This is a genomic window from Sphingomonas hominis (assembly GCF_013328205.1).
GTDB lineage: Bacteria > Pseudomonadota > Alphaproteobacteria > Sphingomonadales > Sphingomonadaceae > Sphingomonas > Sphingomonas hominis.
Genome location: NZ_JABULH010000003.1, coordinates 237297 through 255671 on the forward strand (window position 1 = coordinate 237297; position 18375 = coordinate 255671).

Below are 18375 nucleotides of genomic sequence, written 5' to 3' on the forward strand. Positions count from 1 at the left end.
CACCAACCGGTCGGGTTCACGCACTCAACGGTTGAACGGCCGAGTGGTTCGCCCGCACCGCGACAAGGTTAGTAACGGTAACGCAGCTCCGCGCGTCCGCCGGGCGGCAGCGTGACGGTCCAGGTCGCGACGCCGTCGACGCGGGTCAGCGCGGGGTCGTCGCTCTCGATCGCCTGCCCGGCGGTGCCGATCGGCACGTCGAGCACGGCAGGCGTGCGGCCGGCGTTGCTGGCGCGCAGCGTGGCGTCCTTCGACACGGTTGTTACCTGTTCCACCAGCACCTGCGCGCTGGTGCCCGCGGCGATGCGGAACGTCTCTCCCTCCGCACGGTCGTTCAGCGCGCCGAGCCCGAGCAGCAACCGCTCGCCGCCGGCTAGCGCGTAGGTCGCGGTGCTGCCCGACGGCAGCGCAATGCCGAGCCCATCGTCCTTGCTGTTGCGCACGCGCAGCACGATCGCGGTCGGCGACGGACCAAAGGTCTGCCACGGCGAGACGTTGCGGCGATACCGCCGCTCGAACGGCACCCCGGTGCGGGCGAGCAGCGCGACCTGCTTCTGCCCGTGCGGCGACACCGTCACGGCCTCTGGCACGCGGTACAGCTTCAGGTCGCCCAAGTCTTCGGGCGGCGGCGGGGGAGGGGGCGGCGCAGGCGGCGGAGGTGGCGGCGGCGGCGGCGGCGGGGGTGGCGCAGACGCGAACAGGCGCGACCCCGTCACCACGATCTCTTCGGCCGGCTCGAACTCTTCTTCGCGCAAGTCCGACGTGGTGGTGCCCAGCGGGTAACAGCGCAGCGACAATGCCCCTACCGCCTGCTGCAACGCCGGCGTGACGATCCGGTTGAGCCGCCCCGCCACCGCCGACACCTCGGCCAGCGCGAACGTTTCCGGGTTGGCGTTGGCGAGCGTCAGCCACGCGAACAGGTCCAGCGTGCGGCCACCCGCCGCCACGCTCGCGACGTAGCTCGCGCGCCAGTCGAAGCCCGAGGCGAGATAGCTCAGCCGCACCGTCACGGTGCGCGCACTCGCGCTGGTAGTGGCAACGCTCAGCACCGGCTTGCTCGACAGCCGCGCCGGCACCCCCGCGAACGTCACCCGCTCGGCCAGGCCCGAACAGCGCAACGTCTCGATCCCCGCCGGCGTGCGCAGCACCACGCCCGGCTCCGGTCCGGCGACGATCGTCGCCTGCTCGCTGGTGGTACGGCCAGTCGCGCGGTCGGTGCGGGTCAGCGTCACCTGCCGACCCAGCGTTCCGTCGACCAGCGCGGCGGGCGACAGCAGGCGCGCGTCGCGGTTCTTCTCCACCACGCCGCCGGGCAGTCCCTCCGCCACCGCGCTGACCGGCACGATCCCCTCGGCCACGCCCTCGAATCGCACCACCGCGCGCCCGCGCGGCAGCCGCACGCGCCGCGTCTCGGTCACCAATGCGAAGCCGCCGAGGTAGCGCAGGTCGATCGCGCCGCGCGCGTAGGGCGCGCGGTAGACCGTCAGCGCGACGCGATCGGGCGCGGGCGAGGTCACCACCACCGGGGCTGGTGTTACCGAGGCTGGTGCCGCTGGGGTCGGCGTTGCCTGCGCACCCGCGACGCCTGGCAGCAGCACGCCGATCAGCGTCGCTAGGCTGATTGCGCTCGCGAGCAGTGACGAGTGCACCGGCGGGTATCGCCGCTGCATCAGTAGCGCGTGTCGAACGTCGCGGTCACCACCGCCTCCCCGTTGGCGGGCACCGGCACCTGCCACATGGCGCTGTTGGCGTTCGGGCGCTCGCTCTTGCGGTTTTCCTCGATCACGCGCGTGTCGGACCATTCCAACCCGTTCTGCACCAGGTCGACCGTCACCGCCTTCGCCCGCGCGTTGGTCAGCCGGTAACGCACCTGCGTGCGCCAGCGCGAGCCGGAGATATGCGTGCGCGACAGCGTCGTCGGCTGCACCTTGACGTCGAACGCGTCGCCGGTCGGCAGCGCGATCGTCGAGCCCTGCGGCGTGTGGTCGATGCGGTTCTCGCCGATGAACTGCGGCTGGCCGCGGGCGTCGCGGACGTAGACGCGCACCACCCCGGCGGGCAGCGCGTCGCCCAGCCCCGCCGCGCCCGAATTGGCGAAGCGCAACACACTCTGCGCGCTGCGCGGCTCCTCGCTGCTGCCGAGCCACGCGTTCTCGAACCGGTAGCCCGAACTCGCGCTCGCGCCCTTCACGTCGAGGAAGCTGACCTGCTTGGTCTGCTTGTCGGCGATCGTGGTGCGTTCGGCGAGCGGGTAAAGGTAGAAGTCGCCGAGCTGCTCGCGCGTCGACGTCTCGGTGCCCGCCTGCATCCGGACCGCGCGGCGCGGGCGCGGCTGGTAAGTCTCGCCGTCGTCCGCCCCGCCGACCTCGCCCGCGACCAGCAAGGTGCGCGCGTTGTTGAACGTCGTGCCGCTGGTGTTGCGCAGCGTGACCCAGCCCTGCACGTCGATGCGGCCGCTCTTGTCGTCGAACAGCGCAACGTAATCGGCGCTCCACCCGAGCCCACGGCTGAGATACGACAGTCGCGCGGGCCGCGCACCGGCGCGCGTGCTCGCCAGCGTCACCGACAGGGTCGGGCGCGCGCGCAGACTGTCGGGCACGCGGTCGAACACCGCGCGCACGGGCAGACCGTCATCGCGCAGCACCTCAATCCGCCCCGCGATGTCGAGCACCACGCCGCCGTTGACCGCCAACACCCGCGCGCGCTCGCGCGTTTCCGCGCCGGTTGCGGGGTTGGTGCGCACCAGCGTGATCGTCTCGCCGACCGCTTTCTCCATCAAACTCGACGGGCTGAGCAGGTCGAAGTCGAAATTCTGCTCGACGATGGTGGCATCGGGCACGGTCAGCGACACCGTCTCCGCGCGGATCTGCGCCGACACGTCGGGGAAGTCCTGCCGCACGCGTCCGTTGGCGAGGGTGAGCGTCCGCACGTCCTGCACCAACGCGACATCATTGTTGTAGATCGCCACCGACACGTCACCTTGCGCACTGCCCGCGGTCGGTGCGGCGGCGGGGGGCGGAACGGTTGCGGGCGGCTGCTGCGCTTGGGCGATCAGCGGCCAGGCCAACACCACCGCACCCGCCCAGATCGCCCGCATGTCGTATACTCCCCCGTGTCGGTGGTATCATGCGAGGCTTTGCCGGGCGGCGCAATCGCGGGCGTGCCAGTGTTACGTTGGCGAAGCAGCGTGCCGCTACCCCACCGTCATGCCGGACCTGATCCGGAATCCCGCTCTCTTCAACCGCCCGGAGTAGAAGCGGGACCCCGGATCAAGTCCGGGGTGACGAGAAGGGGAAGGGAGCGCTGCCTTCGGAGGGCAGCGCTCCGACGTCACCTAGTGATTGTCGCGCGGCAGGCCCGCGGTCTGCGCGATGCGCTGAAACTGTTCCGCGCCTTCGAGGATCGCGCCGGTGTTGAGCTGGCCCACCACCGCGCGCTGCATCGCCTGCCACGGCGTCTGCGAGGCGGGATAGGCGAAGCCGCCGGCTTCCTCCAGCGCGCGCCGCCGCTCGGCCAGTTCCTCGTCGCTGACGAGCACGTTCACCGTGCCGGCGTTCAGGTCCATCCGCACGCGGTCGCCGCTGCGGATCAGCGCCAGCGCGCCGCCCGCCGCCGCCTCGGGGCTGGCGTTCAGAATCGAAGGCGAGGCCGAGGTGCCCGACTGCCGCCCGTCGCCGATGCACGGCAGCGCGTGAACGCCCTCGCGGATCAGATAGGCGGGCGGGCGCATATTGACGACCTCTGCCGCGCCCGGATAGCCGATCGGCCCCGCGCCGCGCATGAACATCAGCGTGTCGGCGGTGATGCCGGTTGCCGGATCGTCGATGCGGTGGTGATAATCCTCCGGTCCGTCGAACACCACCGCCGGCCCCTCGAACGCATTCGGATCGTCGGGGTTGGACAGGTAACGTTCGCGGAACTCAGGCCCGATCACGCTGGTCTTCATCACCGCGGCATCGAACAGATTGCCGCGCAGCACGATGAAGCCGGCTTCCTCGACCAACGGCTGCTCGAACGGCCGGATCACGCGCTCGTCCTCGATCGGCACGTCGCGGCAATTTTCGCCCATGGTACGGCCGTTGACGGTCATCACGCCTTCGTAGATCAGCCCGTGGCGCATCAGCTGCGCGACCACCGCGGGCACGCCGCCGGCGCGGTAGTAATCCTCGCCCAGATACTCGCCCGCGGGTTGCAGATTGACCAGCAGCGGCACCTTGTGGCCGTGCGTCTGCCAGTCGTCGAGTGCCAGCTCCGCGCCGACGTGACGCGCGATGGCGGCGAGGTGGATCGGTGCATTGGTCGACCCGCCGATCGCCGAATTGACAACGATCGCGTTCAGGAACGCCTCGCGCGTCAGGATGTCGGAGGGCTTCAGATCCTCATGCACCATGTCGACGATGCGCTTGCCGGTGCGCCACGCCACCTCCTGCCGATCGCGGTAGGGCGCGGGGATGGCGGCCGAGCCGGGCAGCATCATGCCCAGCGCCTCGGCGAGGCTGTTCATCGTCGTCGCGGTGCCCATCGTGTTGCAGTAACCGGTAGACGGCGCGGACGACGCGACCAGCTTGATGAAGCCCTGGTCGTCGATCTCGCCCGCCGCCAGCATCTGCCGCGCCTGCCACACGATCGTGCCCGAACCCGTGCGCTCGCCCTTGTGCCAGCCGTTGAGCATCGGCCCGACCGACAGCGCGATCGCGGGCAGGTTGACGGTGGCGGCCGCCATCAGCAGCGCCGGGGTCGTCTTGTCGCAGCCGGTGGTCAGCACCACGCCGTCGAGCGGGTAACCGTAGATCGCCTCGACCAGCCCCAGATACGCCAGATTGCGGTCGAGCCCGGCGGTCGGACGCTTGCCCGTTTCCTGGATCGGGTGAACCGGGAATTCGAGCGCGATGCCGCCCGCCTCGCGGATGCCCTCGCGCACGCGCTCGGCCAGCACCAGGTGATGCCGGTTGCATGGGGACAGGTCGCTGCCGGTCTGCGCGATGCCGATGATCGGCTTGCCCGAGCGCAGTTCCTCCAGGCTCAACCCGAAGTTCAGGTAGCGTTCGAGGTACAGTGCCGTCATGTCGATGTTATCGGGATTGTCGAACCACGCTCTTGAGCGCAGCGTGCGGGCAGGCTTGTCGGTCATCGGAATACTTTCGCGGAAAACGGTTCGGATCAGCGCGCGACGGAGACGCGGTAGATCATGCGGTGATGGTACGGTTTGCCGGGCGCGACGCGCGCCGACCCGAAGGCGGGCTGGTTGGGCGTGTCGGGGAACAGCTGCGGCTCCAGCGCGACGCCGTCGCCCATGCGGTACAAGTGCCCGCTCTTGCCCACCAGCGCGCCGTTCAGGAAGTTGCCGGTATAGACCTGCACGCCCGGCTGGTCGGTCAACACCTCCAGCACGCGGCCCGAGCCCGAGTCCTCCAGCCGCACCGCCAGCTTGGGCTCCGCGGTGCGTCCGGCGTCGAGTACGAAATTATGGTCGATCCCGCGCCCGGCGACGATCTGCGGATCGCGTCCGTCGCGCACCACCTCGTCGATCGCGCGGGCCGTGCGGAAGTCGAACGGCGTGCCCGCCACGGGCGCCAGCGCGCCAGTCGGGATCAGCGCGGCGTTGACGGGCGTGTAGCGGCTCGCCGCGATCGTCATCCGCTGCGCCAGCGCGCCGGGCTGACCCTCGCCGGCCATGTTGAACAAGGCGTGATTGGTCATGTTGACGATCGTCGGTGCATCGGTCGTAGCATCAAAGTCGATGGTCAGCGCACCGCGGTCGTCCAGCGAGTAGGTGACGGTGACGTTGAGCGTGCCGGGATACCCCTGGTCACCCGCCGGGCTGGTCAGCGTCATCGCGACGCGCGCGATGCCGTTCTTCTGCGACACGTCGCTGATCCGCCACACGCGCTTGTCGAACCCGGTGGTGCCGCCGTGAAGCGAGTTGGTCTTGTCGTTGAGCGGAAGCTGAACCTGCTTGCCGTCGAGCATGAAGCGCCCGCCCGCGATGCGATTGGCGTAACGCCCGACCGTCTGGCCCCAGAAGTTCGGCCGATCGATGTAGCTCTTGGCATCGTCGTAGCCGAGTGTGACGTCCGCGATTCTTCCCGCGCGGTCGGGCGCGTTCAGCGCCTGCAAGGTCGCGCCCAACGTGATGACGCGCGCGCTGACGCCGTTCTTGCCGGTCAGCACCACCGCCTCGATCCGCGTGCCGTCCGACAGCGCACCGAACGCTTCGCGCTTCGCGGTCGCGGCCTGCGCGGCAGTGACCGAGCGACTTGCGAGTAGGGGAAGCGCGCACGCGGCGGCCACAAAACGGATGAACAGGCGTGCGTTCCGGCGCATAGGATATCCCCTCCAACGACGTTGACGCGCCGCTTCGGCTTTATATAGTCGGACAAACACAGCCGGAGCAACCGCCACTTCGCCCCGGTCAAGAGATGTTCACAGGAGAGGTTCATGGCAGTTACGCCGACCGCGGTGTCGAGCGCAGGGGGTGCGGCGATGCACGGCACCGCAGGTTCGACGAGCTACCGTCCCGCGCTGACCCTGCTCGCCAGCCTGTTCTTCATGTGGGGCTTCATCACCGTCATCAACGGCACGCTGCTGCCGCACCTGCGCAGCGTGTTCGAGCTCAGCTATTTCCAGGCCGCGCTGATCGAGAGCGTGTGGTTCATCGCTTACTTCGTCGCGTCTATCCCCTCGGCCAAGCTGATCGAGCGGATCGGCTATCAGAGATCGCTCGTCACCGGGTTGCTGGTCATGGCGGCGGGTGCGCTCGGCATGATCCTGGCCGCCAGCCTGCCGTCCTACGGCATCACGCTGCTGATGCTGTTCGTGATCGCCAGCGGCATCACCTTGTTGCAGGTCGCGGCCAACCCGTATGTCGCGGTGATCGGGCCGAGCGAAACCGCCTCGTCGCGGTTGAACTTGGTGCAGGCGATGAACTCTGCCGGCACGATGCTCGCACCATTGTTCGGTGCCTATCTGATCCTCGGCCGCTCCAAGGGCGGCACCGCGAGTGCCGGCACCGTGCTGACCCCGGCGGAGCGGCTGGCCGACGCGCAATCGGTGATGCTGCCTTATGCATTGGTCGCGGGCGTGCTGATCGTGCTCGCGATCGTGATCGCGCGTTTCCCGCTGCCCGCGATGGGCGCGGCGACCAGCCGGTTGGCAAAGGAGGAGCGGCGCGGCCACTCGCTGTGGCGGCACCGCAATCTGGTGTGGGGCATCCCCGCGATCTTCATCTACCTGATCGCGGAAATCGGCGTCGGCAATCTGTTCGTCAATTTCGTCAGCCGCCCCGACATCGGCAACATGACCAACGAGCAGGCTGGGCGCTACCTGACCCTGTTATGGGGCGGGATGATGGTCGGGCGCTTCGTCGGCTCCGCGATCATGCAGAAGGTCGACGCCGGGCTGGTGCTGGCGGTGTTCTCGGTCGGCGCGTTCGTGACGATGGCGGTGACGGTGGTGGCGAGCGGACCGGTGGCGATGTGGGCGTTGATCGCGGTCGGGCTGTTCCACTCGATCATGTTCCCGACGATCTTCACGCTCGGCATCAAGGGGTTGGGTCCGTTGACCGAGGAAGGCTCGGGCCTGCTGATCATGGCGATCGCGGGCGGCGCGTTGGTTGCTGTGCAGGGCTGGCTCGCCGACGCTTATGGGTTGCAGGAATCGTTCATCCTGACCGCGATCTGCGAACTCTACATCCTGTTCTACGCGTTGTGGGGATCGAAGCCGGTGGTGTCGGGCGCACCCGCCGCGCGTTGAACCGGTGTCGCGCGGCCGGCCAGCGCGACTTCCTTGACGCGCCGGGTGCCACGTGCGACCCGGCGCATATATCTTGTCTGACTTAATAGGTGAGCGATGCAGATCACGGGCGCAATTCTGGTCGGCGCGAACGACCGCACCGGCGGTTCCACCTTCCAGGCGGTCGACCCTGCCAGCGGTGAAACGCTGTCCCCTGCCTTCCACGAGGCGTCACCCACCGATGTCGACGCCGCCTGCGCGCTCGCCGCAGAAGCATTCCCGACCTTTCGCGATCTCGCCCTCGACGTGCGCGCCGCGTTTCTGGAAAGCATCGCCGAAGAGATCGCCGCACTAGGCGATGATTTGATCGTCCGCGCGATGGCCGAGAGCGGCCTGCCGCGTGCGCGGTTGGAGGGCGAGCGCGGGCGCACGATGGGGCAGTTGAAGCTGTTCGCGTCGGTGCTGCGCGAGGGCAGCTGGATGGACGTGACGATCGATCCCGCCATGCCCGACCGCGCGCCGCTGCCGCGCCCCGATCTGCGCCGCCTGAACGTCGCGCTCGGCCCCGTCGCGGTGTTCGGCGCGTCGAACTTCCCGCTCGCCTTCTCGGTCGCGGGCGGCGACACCGCCTCCGCGCTCGCCGCCGGTTGCCCGGTCGTCGTCAAGGGGCACCCCGCGCATCCCGGCACCGGCGAGCTGGTCGCGCGCGCGGTCCGCGCCGCGGTGGCCAAGGCGGGGCTGCCCGCGGGCGTGTTCTCCTACCTGCCGGGTACCACCAACGAACTGGGCGGTGCGTTGGTCGCCGATGCGCGGATCAAGGCGGTCGGCTTCACCGGCTCGCGCGGCGGCGGCTTGGCGCTCGTGAAGATCGCGAGCGAGCGGCCTGAGCCGATCCCGGTCTATGCCGAGATGTCGAGCGTCAATCCCGTCGTCCTGTTCCCCGCCGCCGCGCGCAATCGCGGTGCGGCGCTGGGCGAGGCGTATGTCGCGTCGCTGACGCAAGGAGCCGGGCAGTTCTGTACCAACCCCGGTCTCGTCATCGCATTGGAGGGCAGCGATCTCGCCGCGTTCGAGGCATCGGCCGCCGCCGCGATGGGCAAGACGCCCGCCGGGCAGATGCTGACCCCTGCGATCCACGGCCTTTACAGCAAGGGCGTCGACGCGCTCGCCGCGCACGCTGCCGTCGAGACGGTCGCGCGCGGCCCGGTGGGGGAGGGCGTCAACCAGGCGCAGGGCGCGATCTTCGCCGCCAGCGCCGACGCCTTCGCGAGCGATCCCGTGCTCGGCCACGAGGTGTTCGGCTCGTCCTCGATCGTGGTGCGCGCGCGCGACATGGACGAGGTCAAGCGCATCATCCGCGGGCTGGAGGGGCAGTTGACCGCAACCGTGCTGTTCGACGAAGAGGACGAGGAGCTCGTCGCCGAGATCGTGCCGCTGCTCGCCGAGCGGTCTGGGCGCGTGCTCGGCAACGGCTGGCCGACCGGCGTCGAGGTTAGCCACGCAATGGTCCACGGCGGGCCGTTCCCCGCGACCAGCGACGGGCGCACCACCTCGGTCGGCACGCTGGCGATCGCGCGCTTCCTGCGCCCGGTCTGCTATCAGAATTTGCCCGACCGCGTGCTGCCGCCCGCGCTGCGCAGCGACAACCCATACGGCGTCGCGCGGCGCGTCGATGGAACAATGACGCAGGCCTGACACGGCCTGCGAACGCGCCGGCTGATACGTGAATGGAGAGGATGGCATGACGCTTTCGCTGGTTCAGTTCCGCGCGTCCGGCGCCGTACGCGGCGTCGCGTTGCTGCACGACGGCGCGGCGCGCGTGGCTGAGGGGGCGGAAACCGTGCTCGAACTGGCCGAGCGCGCGCTCGCCGCCGGGCAGACGCTGGCGGCGACGGCGCAGGCCGCGGCGGGCGCGGCGATCGACCTTTCCACCGTTACCTTGCTCGCGCCGATCGACCATCCCGACAGCGCGCACCTGCTGCTGACCGGCACCGGCCTCACCCACCTCGGCTCGGCCGAGGGGCGCGACAAGATGCACCGCGCGATCAACGACGCCGCGCAGCAGACCGATTCGATGAAGATGTTCCTGATGGGCGTCGAAGGCGGCAAGCCCGACGGCGAGGCCGTCGGCGCGCAGCCCGAATGGTTCTACAAGGGGGACGGAACGTCGCTGGTCGCACCCGGCGACGCGCTGCCGTCGCCCGACTTCGCGCTCGACGCGGGCGAGGAGCCGGAGATCGCAGGCGTGTACCTGATCGACGCCGACGGTACGCCGGTGCGGCTCGGCTATGCGCTCGCCAACGAATTCTCCGACCACGTGACCGAGCGCGGCAATTACCTGTGGCTCGCGCATTCCAAGCTGCGCCCGGCGGCACTCGGCCCCGAACTGCTGCTGGGTGATCTGCCGCACCACGTCGAAGGCACCAGCCGCATCGTCCGCGATGGCGAGACGATCTGGGAGAAGCCGTTCGTGTCCGGCGAGGCGAACATGTCGCACGCCATCGCCAACCTGGAACACCATCACTTCAAATACGCGCTGTTCCGGCGTCCCGGCGACCTGCATGTCCACTTCTTCGGCACGGCGACGCTGTCGTTCAGCGACGAGGTGCGCACGCGCGACGGAGACGTGTTCGAGATCGAGGCCGCGCCGTTCACGCTGCCGGTGCGTAACCCAATCGGCCGCGCGCGCGACGTCGCCGCCAGCGCCAACGTCCGCGTCAGGGCGCTATAGGCCAATGACGATCCGCATCGCCATTGTCGGCCTGGGCAAGATCGCGAACGACCAGCACATTCCCGCGATCCTCGCTTCCGACGCGTTCGAGTTCGTTGCGGGTGCCAGCCACGAGGGCAGCTATCCCGGCATAGCGATGTTCCGCGACGTGGACGAGCTGCTCGCTGCCGACGTGCGCGTCGACGCGGTCGCGATGTGCCAGCCGCCGCAGGTGCGTGTCGACGCCGCCGCCAAGGCGATCCGCGCCGGCAAGCACGTGCTGCTCGAAAAACCGCCTGGTGCGACGCTGGCCGAGGTCGAGGCGCTGGTGCAACTGGCGAAGGGCGCGGGCACCACGCTGTTCGCCGCCTGGCACTCGCGCTTCGCGCCCGGCGTCCACGACGCGCGCGCCTGGCTGGCCGAGCGACGCATCGATTCCGCCCGGATCGTGTGGAAGGAGGATGTCCGCCGCTGGCATCCCGGACAGCAGTGGATCTGGGAGCCGGGTGGGCTGGGCGTGTTCGACCCCGGCATCAACGCGCTGTCGATCGCGACCGCGATCCTGCCGAACCACTTCTACCTCGCCAGCGGCACGCTGGAGGTGCCCGCCAACCGCGCCGCGCCGATCGCGGCCGAGCTCAACATGGTCGGCATGAACGGCGAGCCGGTTCACGCGGTGTTCGACTGGCGACAGCAAGGGCCGCAGACGTGGGACATTGTGGTCGAGACCGACGACGGGACGCTTTCGCTGACGCACGGCGGCGCGCAACTGGTGATCGACGGCACCGCGCGCGAGGTCGGACCCGAGCGCGAATATTCCGACCTCTACGCGCATTTCGCGCACCTGATCGCGCAGGGGCTAAGCGACGTCGACCGCACCCCGCTGCGCCTCGTCGCCGACGCCTTCATGCGCTGCCGCCAAGTTCAGGTCGACGCGTTCGAGGATTGAGTATCGCTTGCCGCACCCATGCGGCATAGCCGGGAGCATGGCAGGACGTTCGGTCGTCCCCAATCCGTCATCCCGGACTTGATCCGGGGTCCCGCTTCTTGGTGGTGCAGCACCTGATCGTGGATCAAGTGAAAGGATCGAGCATCGCATTGGGTACGGTGCAAAGTGCGACATCTCCGGCCATGCCTTCAGATCCAGACCCATACCCAGACCTCGCTTCTTGCGTCATCCGGAACTCGATCTGTAAATCCTACTCGATCGTACCGTCGCAGCGATCGTGTCCACGGGTGACGGGAGCGTGCGTCGCGCCGGCCGAACAGCCTCCCCAACCAAGCCGCCTCAGCGCGCCATGGCGGTGCGCGTGTCGGCGAGCGCCAGGTCGACCAGCACGCGCATCGCTTCGCTCGCGGCGGCCGCGTCCTGCGCGGCGATCGCGTCGAACACCTTGACGTGGTCGGGAATGGGGTTGCGCGGTAGCGCGCGTTGCCGATGCTTGAACTGCGTGGTCCAGTTCACCGCCGCACCGATGCTGGCGCTGAGCACGATCAGCGCGTCGTTGCCGGTGGCGCGCAGCACCGCGCGGTGGAAGTCGCGGTCGCCCGCGCGCCCCGCGTCGGTGGCGAGCGTGTGGCGGCGCATCGCCGACAGCGCGTCCTTCATCAGTTTCAGGTCCTGGCGGCTGCGGCGTTCCGCGGCGAAGCCGGCCGCCGCCGGCTCCACCACCGCGCGCAATTCAAACAACGACCGCACGAACTGCACGTCGGGCTCGCCGGTGAACACCCAGGCGAGCACGTCGGGGTCGAGCAAATTCCAGCGTTCGCGCGGCAGCACGCGCGTGCCCGCCTTGGGCCGGCTCTCCACCATGCCCTTGGCGGCGAGCACCTGCATTGCCTCGCGGTACGCGCTGCGCGACACGTTGAGCGCTTCCGAAAAGGCGACCTCGCCGGTCAAGATGTCGCCCGGCGCATATTCGCCCGAGACGATCGCGGTGCCCAACTTGTGTGCGATCGCGCCGTGCAGGCGGCGGCCGGTGCCGCGCGGCGTGCGCGCGCCGGCGGCGGCGACCGCCGTCATCCCGGTGTCGTCACCCGTCACGCCATCTCCCCCGTCTTCGCTCGCCATGCACGCTCCCGGCTCTTGTTGGCCGAACTGTAGCAAGCCCGGTCGGCGGGGGTAACAGCAATCGTTGAGCGAGGCGGAGGCTCGTTCGCGCTTGCCATCGCCGTGCTGCTCGTCCTGAATGCCGCGTCGCGGAGCGGATGGGGCACCGGCGCGTTTCGTGAACGCCAAAAAGGGAGTGAAGTGTGCGTATCACCTGGGGAAAAGCACCGGCGATGGTGTTGCTGCTGGCCGGTTGCAGCGTCGAGGTCGCGCCCGACAATCAAACGTCCGCCAACACTAGCGAGCCGGCCGGTCCTGCGCGCTGGAGCGACGCGACCACCGAGCAATTGCGCGACGCGATCAACGCGCGCGGCGCACACGGGCTCGACCAGATGGCGTTCGACGCCTCGGCGAGCGACGAGGCGGGGCTGACCAAGCAGGCCCTGACCTATGCCGCCGCACTGGCACGCGGTGCGACCGACCCGACCAAGCTGTACGAGGTGTACACCGTGCCGCGGCCTGACCCCGACCTGCGCGCCGGGTTGGCAGGGGCGCTGCGGTCGGGCGACGTGCGCGGCTGGTTGAACAGCCTCGCCCCCGCCGACGACAATTACCAGCGCTTGTCCAAAGCCTATGTCGCGCTCCGCACCGATCCGGCCACGCGGCACGCGAACATTCCGGTGACCGGCGACGCGATCAAGCCCGGCGCGACCGATCCGCGCATCCCGACGATCGCGCGCGAACTGGTGATCCTCGACTATCTCGACGAGGCAGCGGCACAGGGGCAGCAATATACGCCCGCGATGGTGAAGGCGGTTCAGGGCATCCAGGCCGATTACGGCATGAAGCCCGATGGCGTGATCGGCGAGGAAGCGCTGGCGATCCTCAACATGTCCGACGTCGACCGCGCGCGCGCAGTGGCGGTCGCGATGGAGCGGCTGCGTTGGCTCGAACGCACCCCGCCCGCGACCCGGATCGACGTCAATCTGGCCGCAGCCCGACTGACCTATTGGCGCGACGGCAAGATCGCCGACAGCCGCAAGGTGGTGGTCGGCGAGCCCGACACCGAGACGCCGCAGCTCGGATCGCCGATCTTCCGCCTGGTCGCCAACCCGACCTGGACCGTGCCGCGCTCGATCCAGGAAAAGGATCTCGCCAGCAAGGGCGCCGGCTATCTGAAGGCCAACAACATGAAGTGGGAGAACGGCTGGATCGTCCAGCAGCCGGGACCCAAGAACTCGCTCGGCCTGGTCAAGTTCGACATGCAGAACGACCATGCGATCTACCTGCACGACACGCCGGCCAAGGCGCTGTTCGCGATGATCCAGCGTCAGCGCAGCCACGGCTGCGTCCGCGTCGAGGATGCGCTCGGTTTCGCCGAGATGCTGGCGCGCGACGGCGGCGTGGTCGACGAATGGCACCAGGCGCGCGGCACCGGCAAAGAAACGTTCGTCAAGCTGCCCAAGCAGATCCCGGTGCGGATGCTCTACCAGACGGTGTTGTTCGACGACGCGGGCGGGCCGATCGTGCGCAACGATCCTTACGGCTGGGACGACCGCGTCGGCGCGGCGCTCGGCTTCAAGGCCGGCCGCGCGCTGCGCGTCGAGAGCGGCGCCACCGACGTCGGTCCGTGATCGCGGCGAGCCGCGCCGTTCACCGCGGCGCGGTTCGCAGCGTCGCCGATCTGGCCTGATCGCGGTCGAGGACGTTGGGGGCAGGGCGTCCGATCAGATAGCCCTGCACCTGGTCGCACCCCCAGCGGCGTAGGTCGGCGAGCTGCGCTTCGGTTTCCACGCCCTCGGCGACGATGCTCGAGCGCATGCTGCGCCCCAGCCCGATGATCGCGCGCACGATCGAGGCGGATGGCGGATGATCGCGCATCGCGGCGACGAAGCTGCGATCGATCTTGATCGCGTCGAACGTGAAATCCTGCAGGTTGCTGAGCGACGAATGGCCGGTGCCGAAATCGTCCATCACCACGCGCGCGCCCTGTGCCTGCAACGCCTGCAACGTCGCGAGCACCGCGTCGCGTTGATAGCCGAGCAGCGTCGTGCTCTCGCTCACCTCCAGCTCGATGCGGGACAAGGCGATGCCGTGCGCGGCCGCCGCACGCTCGATCTGCGCCGCCAAATTGGTGTCGCGGAACTGCAACGGCGACAGGTTGATCGCCAATGACAACGACCGATCCCAATCGGCCGCGGTGGCAAGCGCGCGCCCGATCACCCAGCCGCCGATCGGCGTGATCAACCCCGTCGACTCGGCGATAGGGATGAAGGTGGCGGGAGCGATCTCGCCCATATCGGGGTGACGCCAGCGCAGCAGCGCTTCGTAGCCGGTTATCCGCAAACTCGCCGCATCGGCGATCGGTTGAAAGACGAGGTGGAGCTGGTCGCGCGCGAGCGCTTGTTCCAAATCGCGCGACAGCCGCAGCCGCAGGCTCTCCTCCTCCTGCAACCGCGCGTTGAAGAAGCGCGCGGTGTGCCGCCCGTCGTTCTTGGCGCGGTACAAGGCGATATCGGCGCGCTCGTAGAGATCGTTGCCACGCTCCCCCGCGTTTGACAGTGCGACGCCAACGCTCATGCGCAGCGCGGGCTCGTCACCGATCGCGCTCGCCTCGGCTTCCTTGAAGATGCGCGCGAGCAACGCTTCGGCGGCGGCGGGCTGCGCGGCGGCGACCTGGATGATGGTGAATTCGTCGCCGCCCATGCGCGCGACCAGATCGTCGCCGCGCACGCTGCTCGACAACAATCGCGCCGTGCGTTTCAGCGCCCGGTCGCCACCGGCGTGGCCCAGACGATCGTTGATCGCCTTGAACCCGTCCAAGTCGATCGCGAACACCGCCACCACGTCGCCGGTGCGCGCGCTGCGCGCCAGTTCGTGCGCCAGCCGGTTCTCGAACAACAATCGATTGGCGAGGCCGGTCAGCATGTCGTGGTGCGCCAGGAAGTCGGCGCGCCGTTCGGCGGCGCGGCGGCTTTCCACCGCGTCGCGATATTCGGACAATCCGCGCGCCAGATCGCCCAGTTCATCTCCGCGGGTCAGTCCCGGCACGTCGGCCTCGCTGCTGCCGGCGCGGAAATCGCGCAGTCGCGCAGCGATCAGGACGATCGGCCGGAGCAGGTGGCGCCGCAACCATGCGCTCAGCGCAGCAATAATGGCGACGATCAACAACCCGCCCAGCAGCACCGCGACGATGTTGCGCCAGCTCTCGCGCCCGTTGCGTTCCGCCGCCTGCCGGATCGCGCGGGTCAGCGCCTCGCGCGTCAGGCTGCGGCGTGCTTCCAACGTCTTCAGCGCCGCCACGAAGTGCGGCATCGTCTCGGCGATCATGGTCGGGCGATCGCGCGCCACGGCGATCAGCGTGTTCGACACCGCGGCAAAGGCATGGGCCGCATCCTGCGTTTGCGCGATCAGCGCCGCCTCGGCCGCATTACCCGCGAACGGCACCGGCAGCGCGGACAGTTCGGCGAAAGCGGCGGTCTGCCGCGTCAGCGCCCGCCACCGCAACGGTGGCAGCACGACGCCGTGCTCGGCCGCGCGCGTCGCGTCACCGATGACCAGGCGCAGACGCTGCTGCGCCTGGTCGTGCCGGCCCTGGGTGTGCAATGCCTGGCTCAGGCGTGCGATCTGCATGTCGGCGCTGTGCACCGCCCGGCCAACCGTGAAGCCGGTCGCGAGCACCAGCAATGCGAGCACGATAACGGTCGCGCAGGCGATCGAAACTCGTGCCGCAATCGATAATCGCACAGGCTGCTCCTCAAGCAGCCCTTTGCCGATGAACCCTTACTTTTCGGTTAGAAGCACGGCTGGAGCGGTGCGACCGACCCCAGCCGGCGCTTCATTGTACGGAAAGAAACGCGCCGATCGGGCGCGCGACCTTTGCCGTCAATCGTCACCGAGCAGCGAGGATTTGCGCGGGATCGTTTCATCGCTCGGTTGTCCCTTGTCGAGCGTGTCGCTGGGGCGGCGCGCGTCGCCGTCGCGCTGATGCTCGGTCGAGATGTTGGGGCGGTCGGTCTCGGTGGTCGGCTTGATCGCGTCGTCGTCCATGATCGATGATCCTTTAAGCGTCTGCGCCATCAACGACGTCGCCGGCCGCCACGTTCCGCACAGGGGATTGCGAAGCCGCCCGCACCGCCGTACACGCCGTCCAACGCGTCGCGCAGGCGACGGGCGCTTAGCTCAGCTGGTAGAGCGGCTCGTTTACACCGAGTAGGTCGGCGGTTCGAACCCGTCAGCGCCCACCACCATCGCTTCCATACAAGCGCCGCCGACCCGATCGCGGGGCGCAGGACTTCGCAGCGGTGTTCAGAATAGCCGTTCGTTGGTGTTGCGTTCTCGACAATGGGGTCACGTGGTCGGCTACGGTCCGGCAAGCGCACCCAACTTAAAAACGTCCGAAGTGACTCGCAGGTGGCCAACCGTGCAACCGTCGCCCGCGGCGCCGTGACATTCGGCAGGCGCGCGCGGCAGGTTCGATCCGAATGCCGCGCCGCTCGTGTTCGCGTCGGCAATCTTCCTGGCGCTGGTACTCGGGCGCTCCTTGATGGGGTGCGCCATAACCACCTTGGTGCGCTTGTCGTGGAGGACCGATATTCCGTCACCGCGATCAATCTGGCTTGCTGATGCTTGGCAACAAGGTGCCGAACGGGGGATTGGCCTCCGCGCCTTCCCCTTGAGCGAGAAACGTTTCCGGGTGGAACTGCTCGTCGCAACCTGCACGCTCGACGGTACGCACGAGTTGCACCATCCCGCGTCATTGCGAAGATGATGGCCGGCACGATGATATTGCGCGGACCCATCGCGCCGACGTTCACGCCCGGTACGCTTTATCGACCAGTACCGCGAGGCTGATCCTGGGCGGGATGACCTGACCGAGCTTGTCCTCGGTCGCGACGCTGATCTCGTCCTGAGCGGCGCAACACCCCCCGGCCAACGCTCGCGATGCGGGTGTGCGAGGCTGTCCTACACGCCACCACCCATGCCAGCCGCGCCGCACGAACAGGCACGGGGAAGCGACATGCGCGAGTTGGTGGAACAGGTGATAGACGCGAGCGGCCGCCGCAGCGCGCTCCCGCCGGGCACGCGCCTGCGCGGGCGCAGCGTGACGGTCAACGTGGCGGAATCGCCGCTGGCGTGGCTCGCCGCACGCGGGCTGGTGTCGCCGCGCCAGAGCGAGGCGGGGGAGCGATTGCGGGTGGACTATGAGATGGCGGCGATCGCGCCCGCCATCACGATGCGCTGGGAAGCGCGCGTCGACGGCGGCGGCGCGGGCAGCGGCCTCTCGCCGGCCGAGCGGAAGGTCGCGGCCAAGCGCCGCTTCGACGCGGGCGTGGCAGCGGTGGGGCGTGGTTTGTCCGACATCCTGTGGCGCGTGATCTGCGCGGGCGAGGGCCTGCCCGCCGCTGAGCGCGCGCTCGGCTGGCCAGCGCGCAGCGGCCGACTGGTGCTCGGGCTGGCGCTAGACCGGCTCGACGACCACTATGGGCTGCATTGAGGGGCTGCACCAGGCGGCGTAAAGACGACCGCGTGAGAGCGGTGTAGGGCCGGGCGTGGGGCAGGGCGCAACCAATAATGCGCGAGCCGGTTGTCCGTTCACGCCGGCAGGAGCCGCCATGCCCGCCGGCACGATCGACCGCGCTCCCGTCACCACTTGCGCGACGGTCGCCGTCACGTTGGACATACCCGCTGATGCTGCGCTGAAGCGGTGTGAGAGCAAAGCTGGAGAGCGCGGCTCCGAGCGTAGGGCGCGACCAACCCGGTTCGAACCGGTTGGCCGTGGACGCCGATAGGCGCGCCAGCCCCACCGCCGCCGCAATGATCGCTCGCGCCTCGGTCGCCGCTTCCGCCACTGCCGCCATCGCCACAGGCATACCCGCTGACG

Annotated in this window: 14 protein-coding genes and 1 tRNA gene; 7 read left to right on the plus strand and 8 right to left on the minus strand. The window is 69.0% G+C overall.

Features of this window, described 5'->3' with window-relative positions; translation table 11 throughout:
* Positions 1-68 precede the first annotated feature (68 nt).
* The 4 genes from HRV97_RS09520 to HRV97_RS09535 form a co-directional block, all read right to left on the minus strand.
* Positions 69-1670, minus strand: coding sequence for a DUF4139 domain-containing protein (locus HRV97_RS09520; RefSeq protein ID WP_246248636.1), 1602 nt, complete (start codon positions 1668-1670; stop codon positions 69-71).
* Complete coding sequence (locus HRV97_RS09525; protein ID WP_174194024.1) at positions 1670-3097, minus strand: DUF4139 domain-containing protein; 1428 nt, start codon at positions 3095-3097, stop codon at positions 1670-1672. Before HRV97_RS09525 ends, HRV97_RS09520 begins: the two co-directional genes overlap by 1 nt.
* Positions 3098-3334: 237 nt before the next feature.
* A complete protein-coding gene (locus tag HRV97_RS09530; protein WP_174194025.1) occupies positions 3335-5131 on the minus strand; it encodes an IlvD/Edd family dehydratase in 1797 nt (598 codons plus the stop codon).
* 29 nt (positions 5132-5160) lie between these two features.
* Positions 5161-6324, minus strand: coding sequence for an aldose epimerase family protein (locus HRV97_RS09535; protein ID WP_174194026.1), 1164 nt, complete (start codon positions 6322-6324; stop codon positions 5161-5163).
* Between the two features lie 159 nt (positions 6325-6483).
* On the opposite strand from HRV97_RS09535, the gene HRV97_RS09540 reads away from it, so the two are divergent.
* The 4 genes from HRV97_RS09540 to HRV97_RS09555 all read left to right on the plus strand — a co-directional run bounded on the left by HRV97_RS09540 (position 6484) and on the right by HRV97_RS09555 (position 11390).
* Positions 6484-7752, plus strand: coding sequence for a sugar MFS transporter (locus HRV97_RS09540; protein ID WP_246248662.1), 1269 nt, complete (start codon positions 6484-6486; stop codon positions 7750-7752).
* Between the two features lie 96 nt (positions 7753-7848).
* The gene (locus HRV97_RS09545; protein WP_174194028.1) at positions 7849-9426 is read left to right on the plus strand and encodes an aldehyde dehydrogenase (NADP(+)); all 1578 of its coding nucleotides are present in this window, start codon (positions 7849-7851) and stop codon (positions 9424-9426) included.
* A 46-nt stretch (positions 9427-9472) separates the two neighbouring features.
* Positions 9473-10462: an AraD1 family protein gene (gene araD1, locus HRV97_RS09550; RefSeq protein ID WP_174194029.1), complete on the plus strand. Its 990-nt coding sequence runs from the start codon at positions 9473-9475 to the stop codon at positions 10460-10462.
* Between the two features lie 4 nt (positions 10463-10466).
* Positions 10467-11390 (plus strand): Gfo/Idh/MocA family protein, encoded by a 924-nt coding sequence (locus HRV97_RS09555; protein ID WP_174194030.1) that lies wholly within the window; start codon positions 10467-10469, stop codon positions 11388-11390.
* A 339-nt stretch (positions 11391-11729) separates the two neighbouring features.
* Here HRV97_RS09555 and HRV97_RS09560 read toward each other — a convergent pair whose 3' ends face one another.
* On the minus strand, positions 11730-12464 hold the full coding sequence (locus tag HRV97_RS09560; RefSeq protein ID WP_246248663.1) for a FadR/GntR family transcriptional regulator: 735 nt from the start codon (positions 12462-12464) through the stop codon (positions 11730-11732).
* A 230-nt stretch (positions 12465-12694) separates the two neighbouring features.
* On the opposite strand from HRV97_RS09560, the gene HRV97_RS09565 reads away from it, so the two are divergent.
* Positions 12695-14125, plus strand: coding sequence for a L,D-transpeptidase family protein (locus HRV97_RS09565; protein ID WP_343044479.1), 1431 nt, complete (start codon positions 12695-12697; stop codon positions 14123-14125).
* 19 nt (positions 14126-14144) lie between these two features.
* Here HRV97_RS09565 and HRV97_RS09570 read toward each other — a convergent pair whose 3' ends face one another.
* Together HRV97_RS09570 and HRV97_RS09575 are read right to left on the minus strand one after the other, a co-directional pair.
* Entirely contained in the window at positions 14145-16238 is a 2094-nt protein-coding gene (locus tag HRV97_RS09570) for an EAL domain-containing protein (RefSeq protein ID WP_174194032.1), read from the minus strand.
* A gap of 138 nt (positions 16239-16376) precedes the next feature.
* On the minus strand, positions 16377-16541 hold the full coding sequence (locus HRV97_RS09575) for a hypothetical protein (RefSeq protein WP_174194033.1): 165 nt from the start codon (positions 16539-16541) through the stop codon (positions 16377-16379).
* Between the two features lie 121 nt (positions 16542-16662).
* Here HRV97_RS09575 and HRV97_RS09580 point away from each other — a divergent pair.
* A tRNA-Val gene (locus HRV97_RS09580) sits at positions 16663-16738 on the plus strand.
* A gap of 362 nt (positions 16739-17100) precedes the next feature.
* On the opposite strand, the gene HRV97_RS17665 is transcribed toward HRV97_RS09580, so the two are convergent.
* A complete protein-coding gene (locus tag HRV97_RS17665; RefSeq protein WP_281356800.1) occupies positions 17101-17229 on the minus strand; it encodes a hypothetical protein in 129 nt (42 codons plus the stop codon).
* Positions 17230-17511: 282 nt separating this feature from the next.
* Between HRV97_RS17665 and HRV97_RS09585 the strand changes: the two genes are divergently transcribed.
* Positions 17512-17988, plus strand: a complete 477-nt coding sequence (locus HRV97_RS09585) for a DUF6456 domain-containing protein (protein WP_174194034.1) — start codon at positions 17512-17514, stop codon at positions 17986-17988.
* Positions 17989-18375: the final 387 nt, after the last annotated feature.

Coding starts and splice junctions, on each gene's coding strand:
- HRV97_RS09520 (WP_246248636.1), bottom strand. CDS start 1,670: ATGCAGCGGCGATACCCGCCGGTGCACTCGTCACTGCTCGCGAGCGCA.
- HRV97_RS09525 (WP_174194024.1), bottom strand. CDS start 3,097: ATGCGGGCGATCTGGGCGGGTGCGGTGGTGTTGGCCTGGCCGCTGATC.
- HRV97_RS09530 (WP_174194025.1), bottom strand. CDS start 5,131: ATGACCGACAAGCCTGCCCGCACGCTGCGCTCAAGAGCGTGGTTCGAC.
- HRV97_RS09535 (WP_174194026.1), bottom strand. CDS start 6,324: ATGCGCCGGAACGCACGCCTGTTCATCCGTTTTGTGGCCGCCGCGTGC.
- HRV97_RS09540 (WP_246248662.1), top strand. CDS start 6,484: ATGCACGGCACCGCAGGTTCGACGAGCTACCGTCCCGCGCTGACCCTG.
- HRV97_RS09545 (WP_174194028.1), top strand. CDS start 7,849: ATGCAGATCACGGGCGCAATTCTGGTCGGCGCGAACGACCGCACCGGC.
- araD1 (WP_174194029.1), top strand. CDS start 9,473: ATGACGCTTTCGCTGGTTCAGTTCCGCGCGTCCGGCGCCGTACGCGGC.
- HRV97_RS09555 (WP_174194030.1), top strand. CDS start 10,467: ATGACGATCCGCATCGCCATTGTCGGCCTGGGCAAGATCGCGAACGAC.
- HRV97_RS09560 (WP_246248663.1), bottom strand. CDS start 12,464: ATGACGGCGGTCGCCGCCGCCGGCGCGCGCACGCCGCGCGGCACCGGC.
- HRV97_RS09575 (WP_174194033.1), bottom strand. CDS start 16,541: ATGGACGACGACGCGATCAAGCCGACCACCGAGACCGACCGCCCCAAC.
- HRV97_RS09585 (WP_174194034.1), top strand. CDS start 17,512: ATGCGCGAGTTGGTGGAACAGGTGATAGACGCGAGCGGCCGCCGCAGC.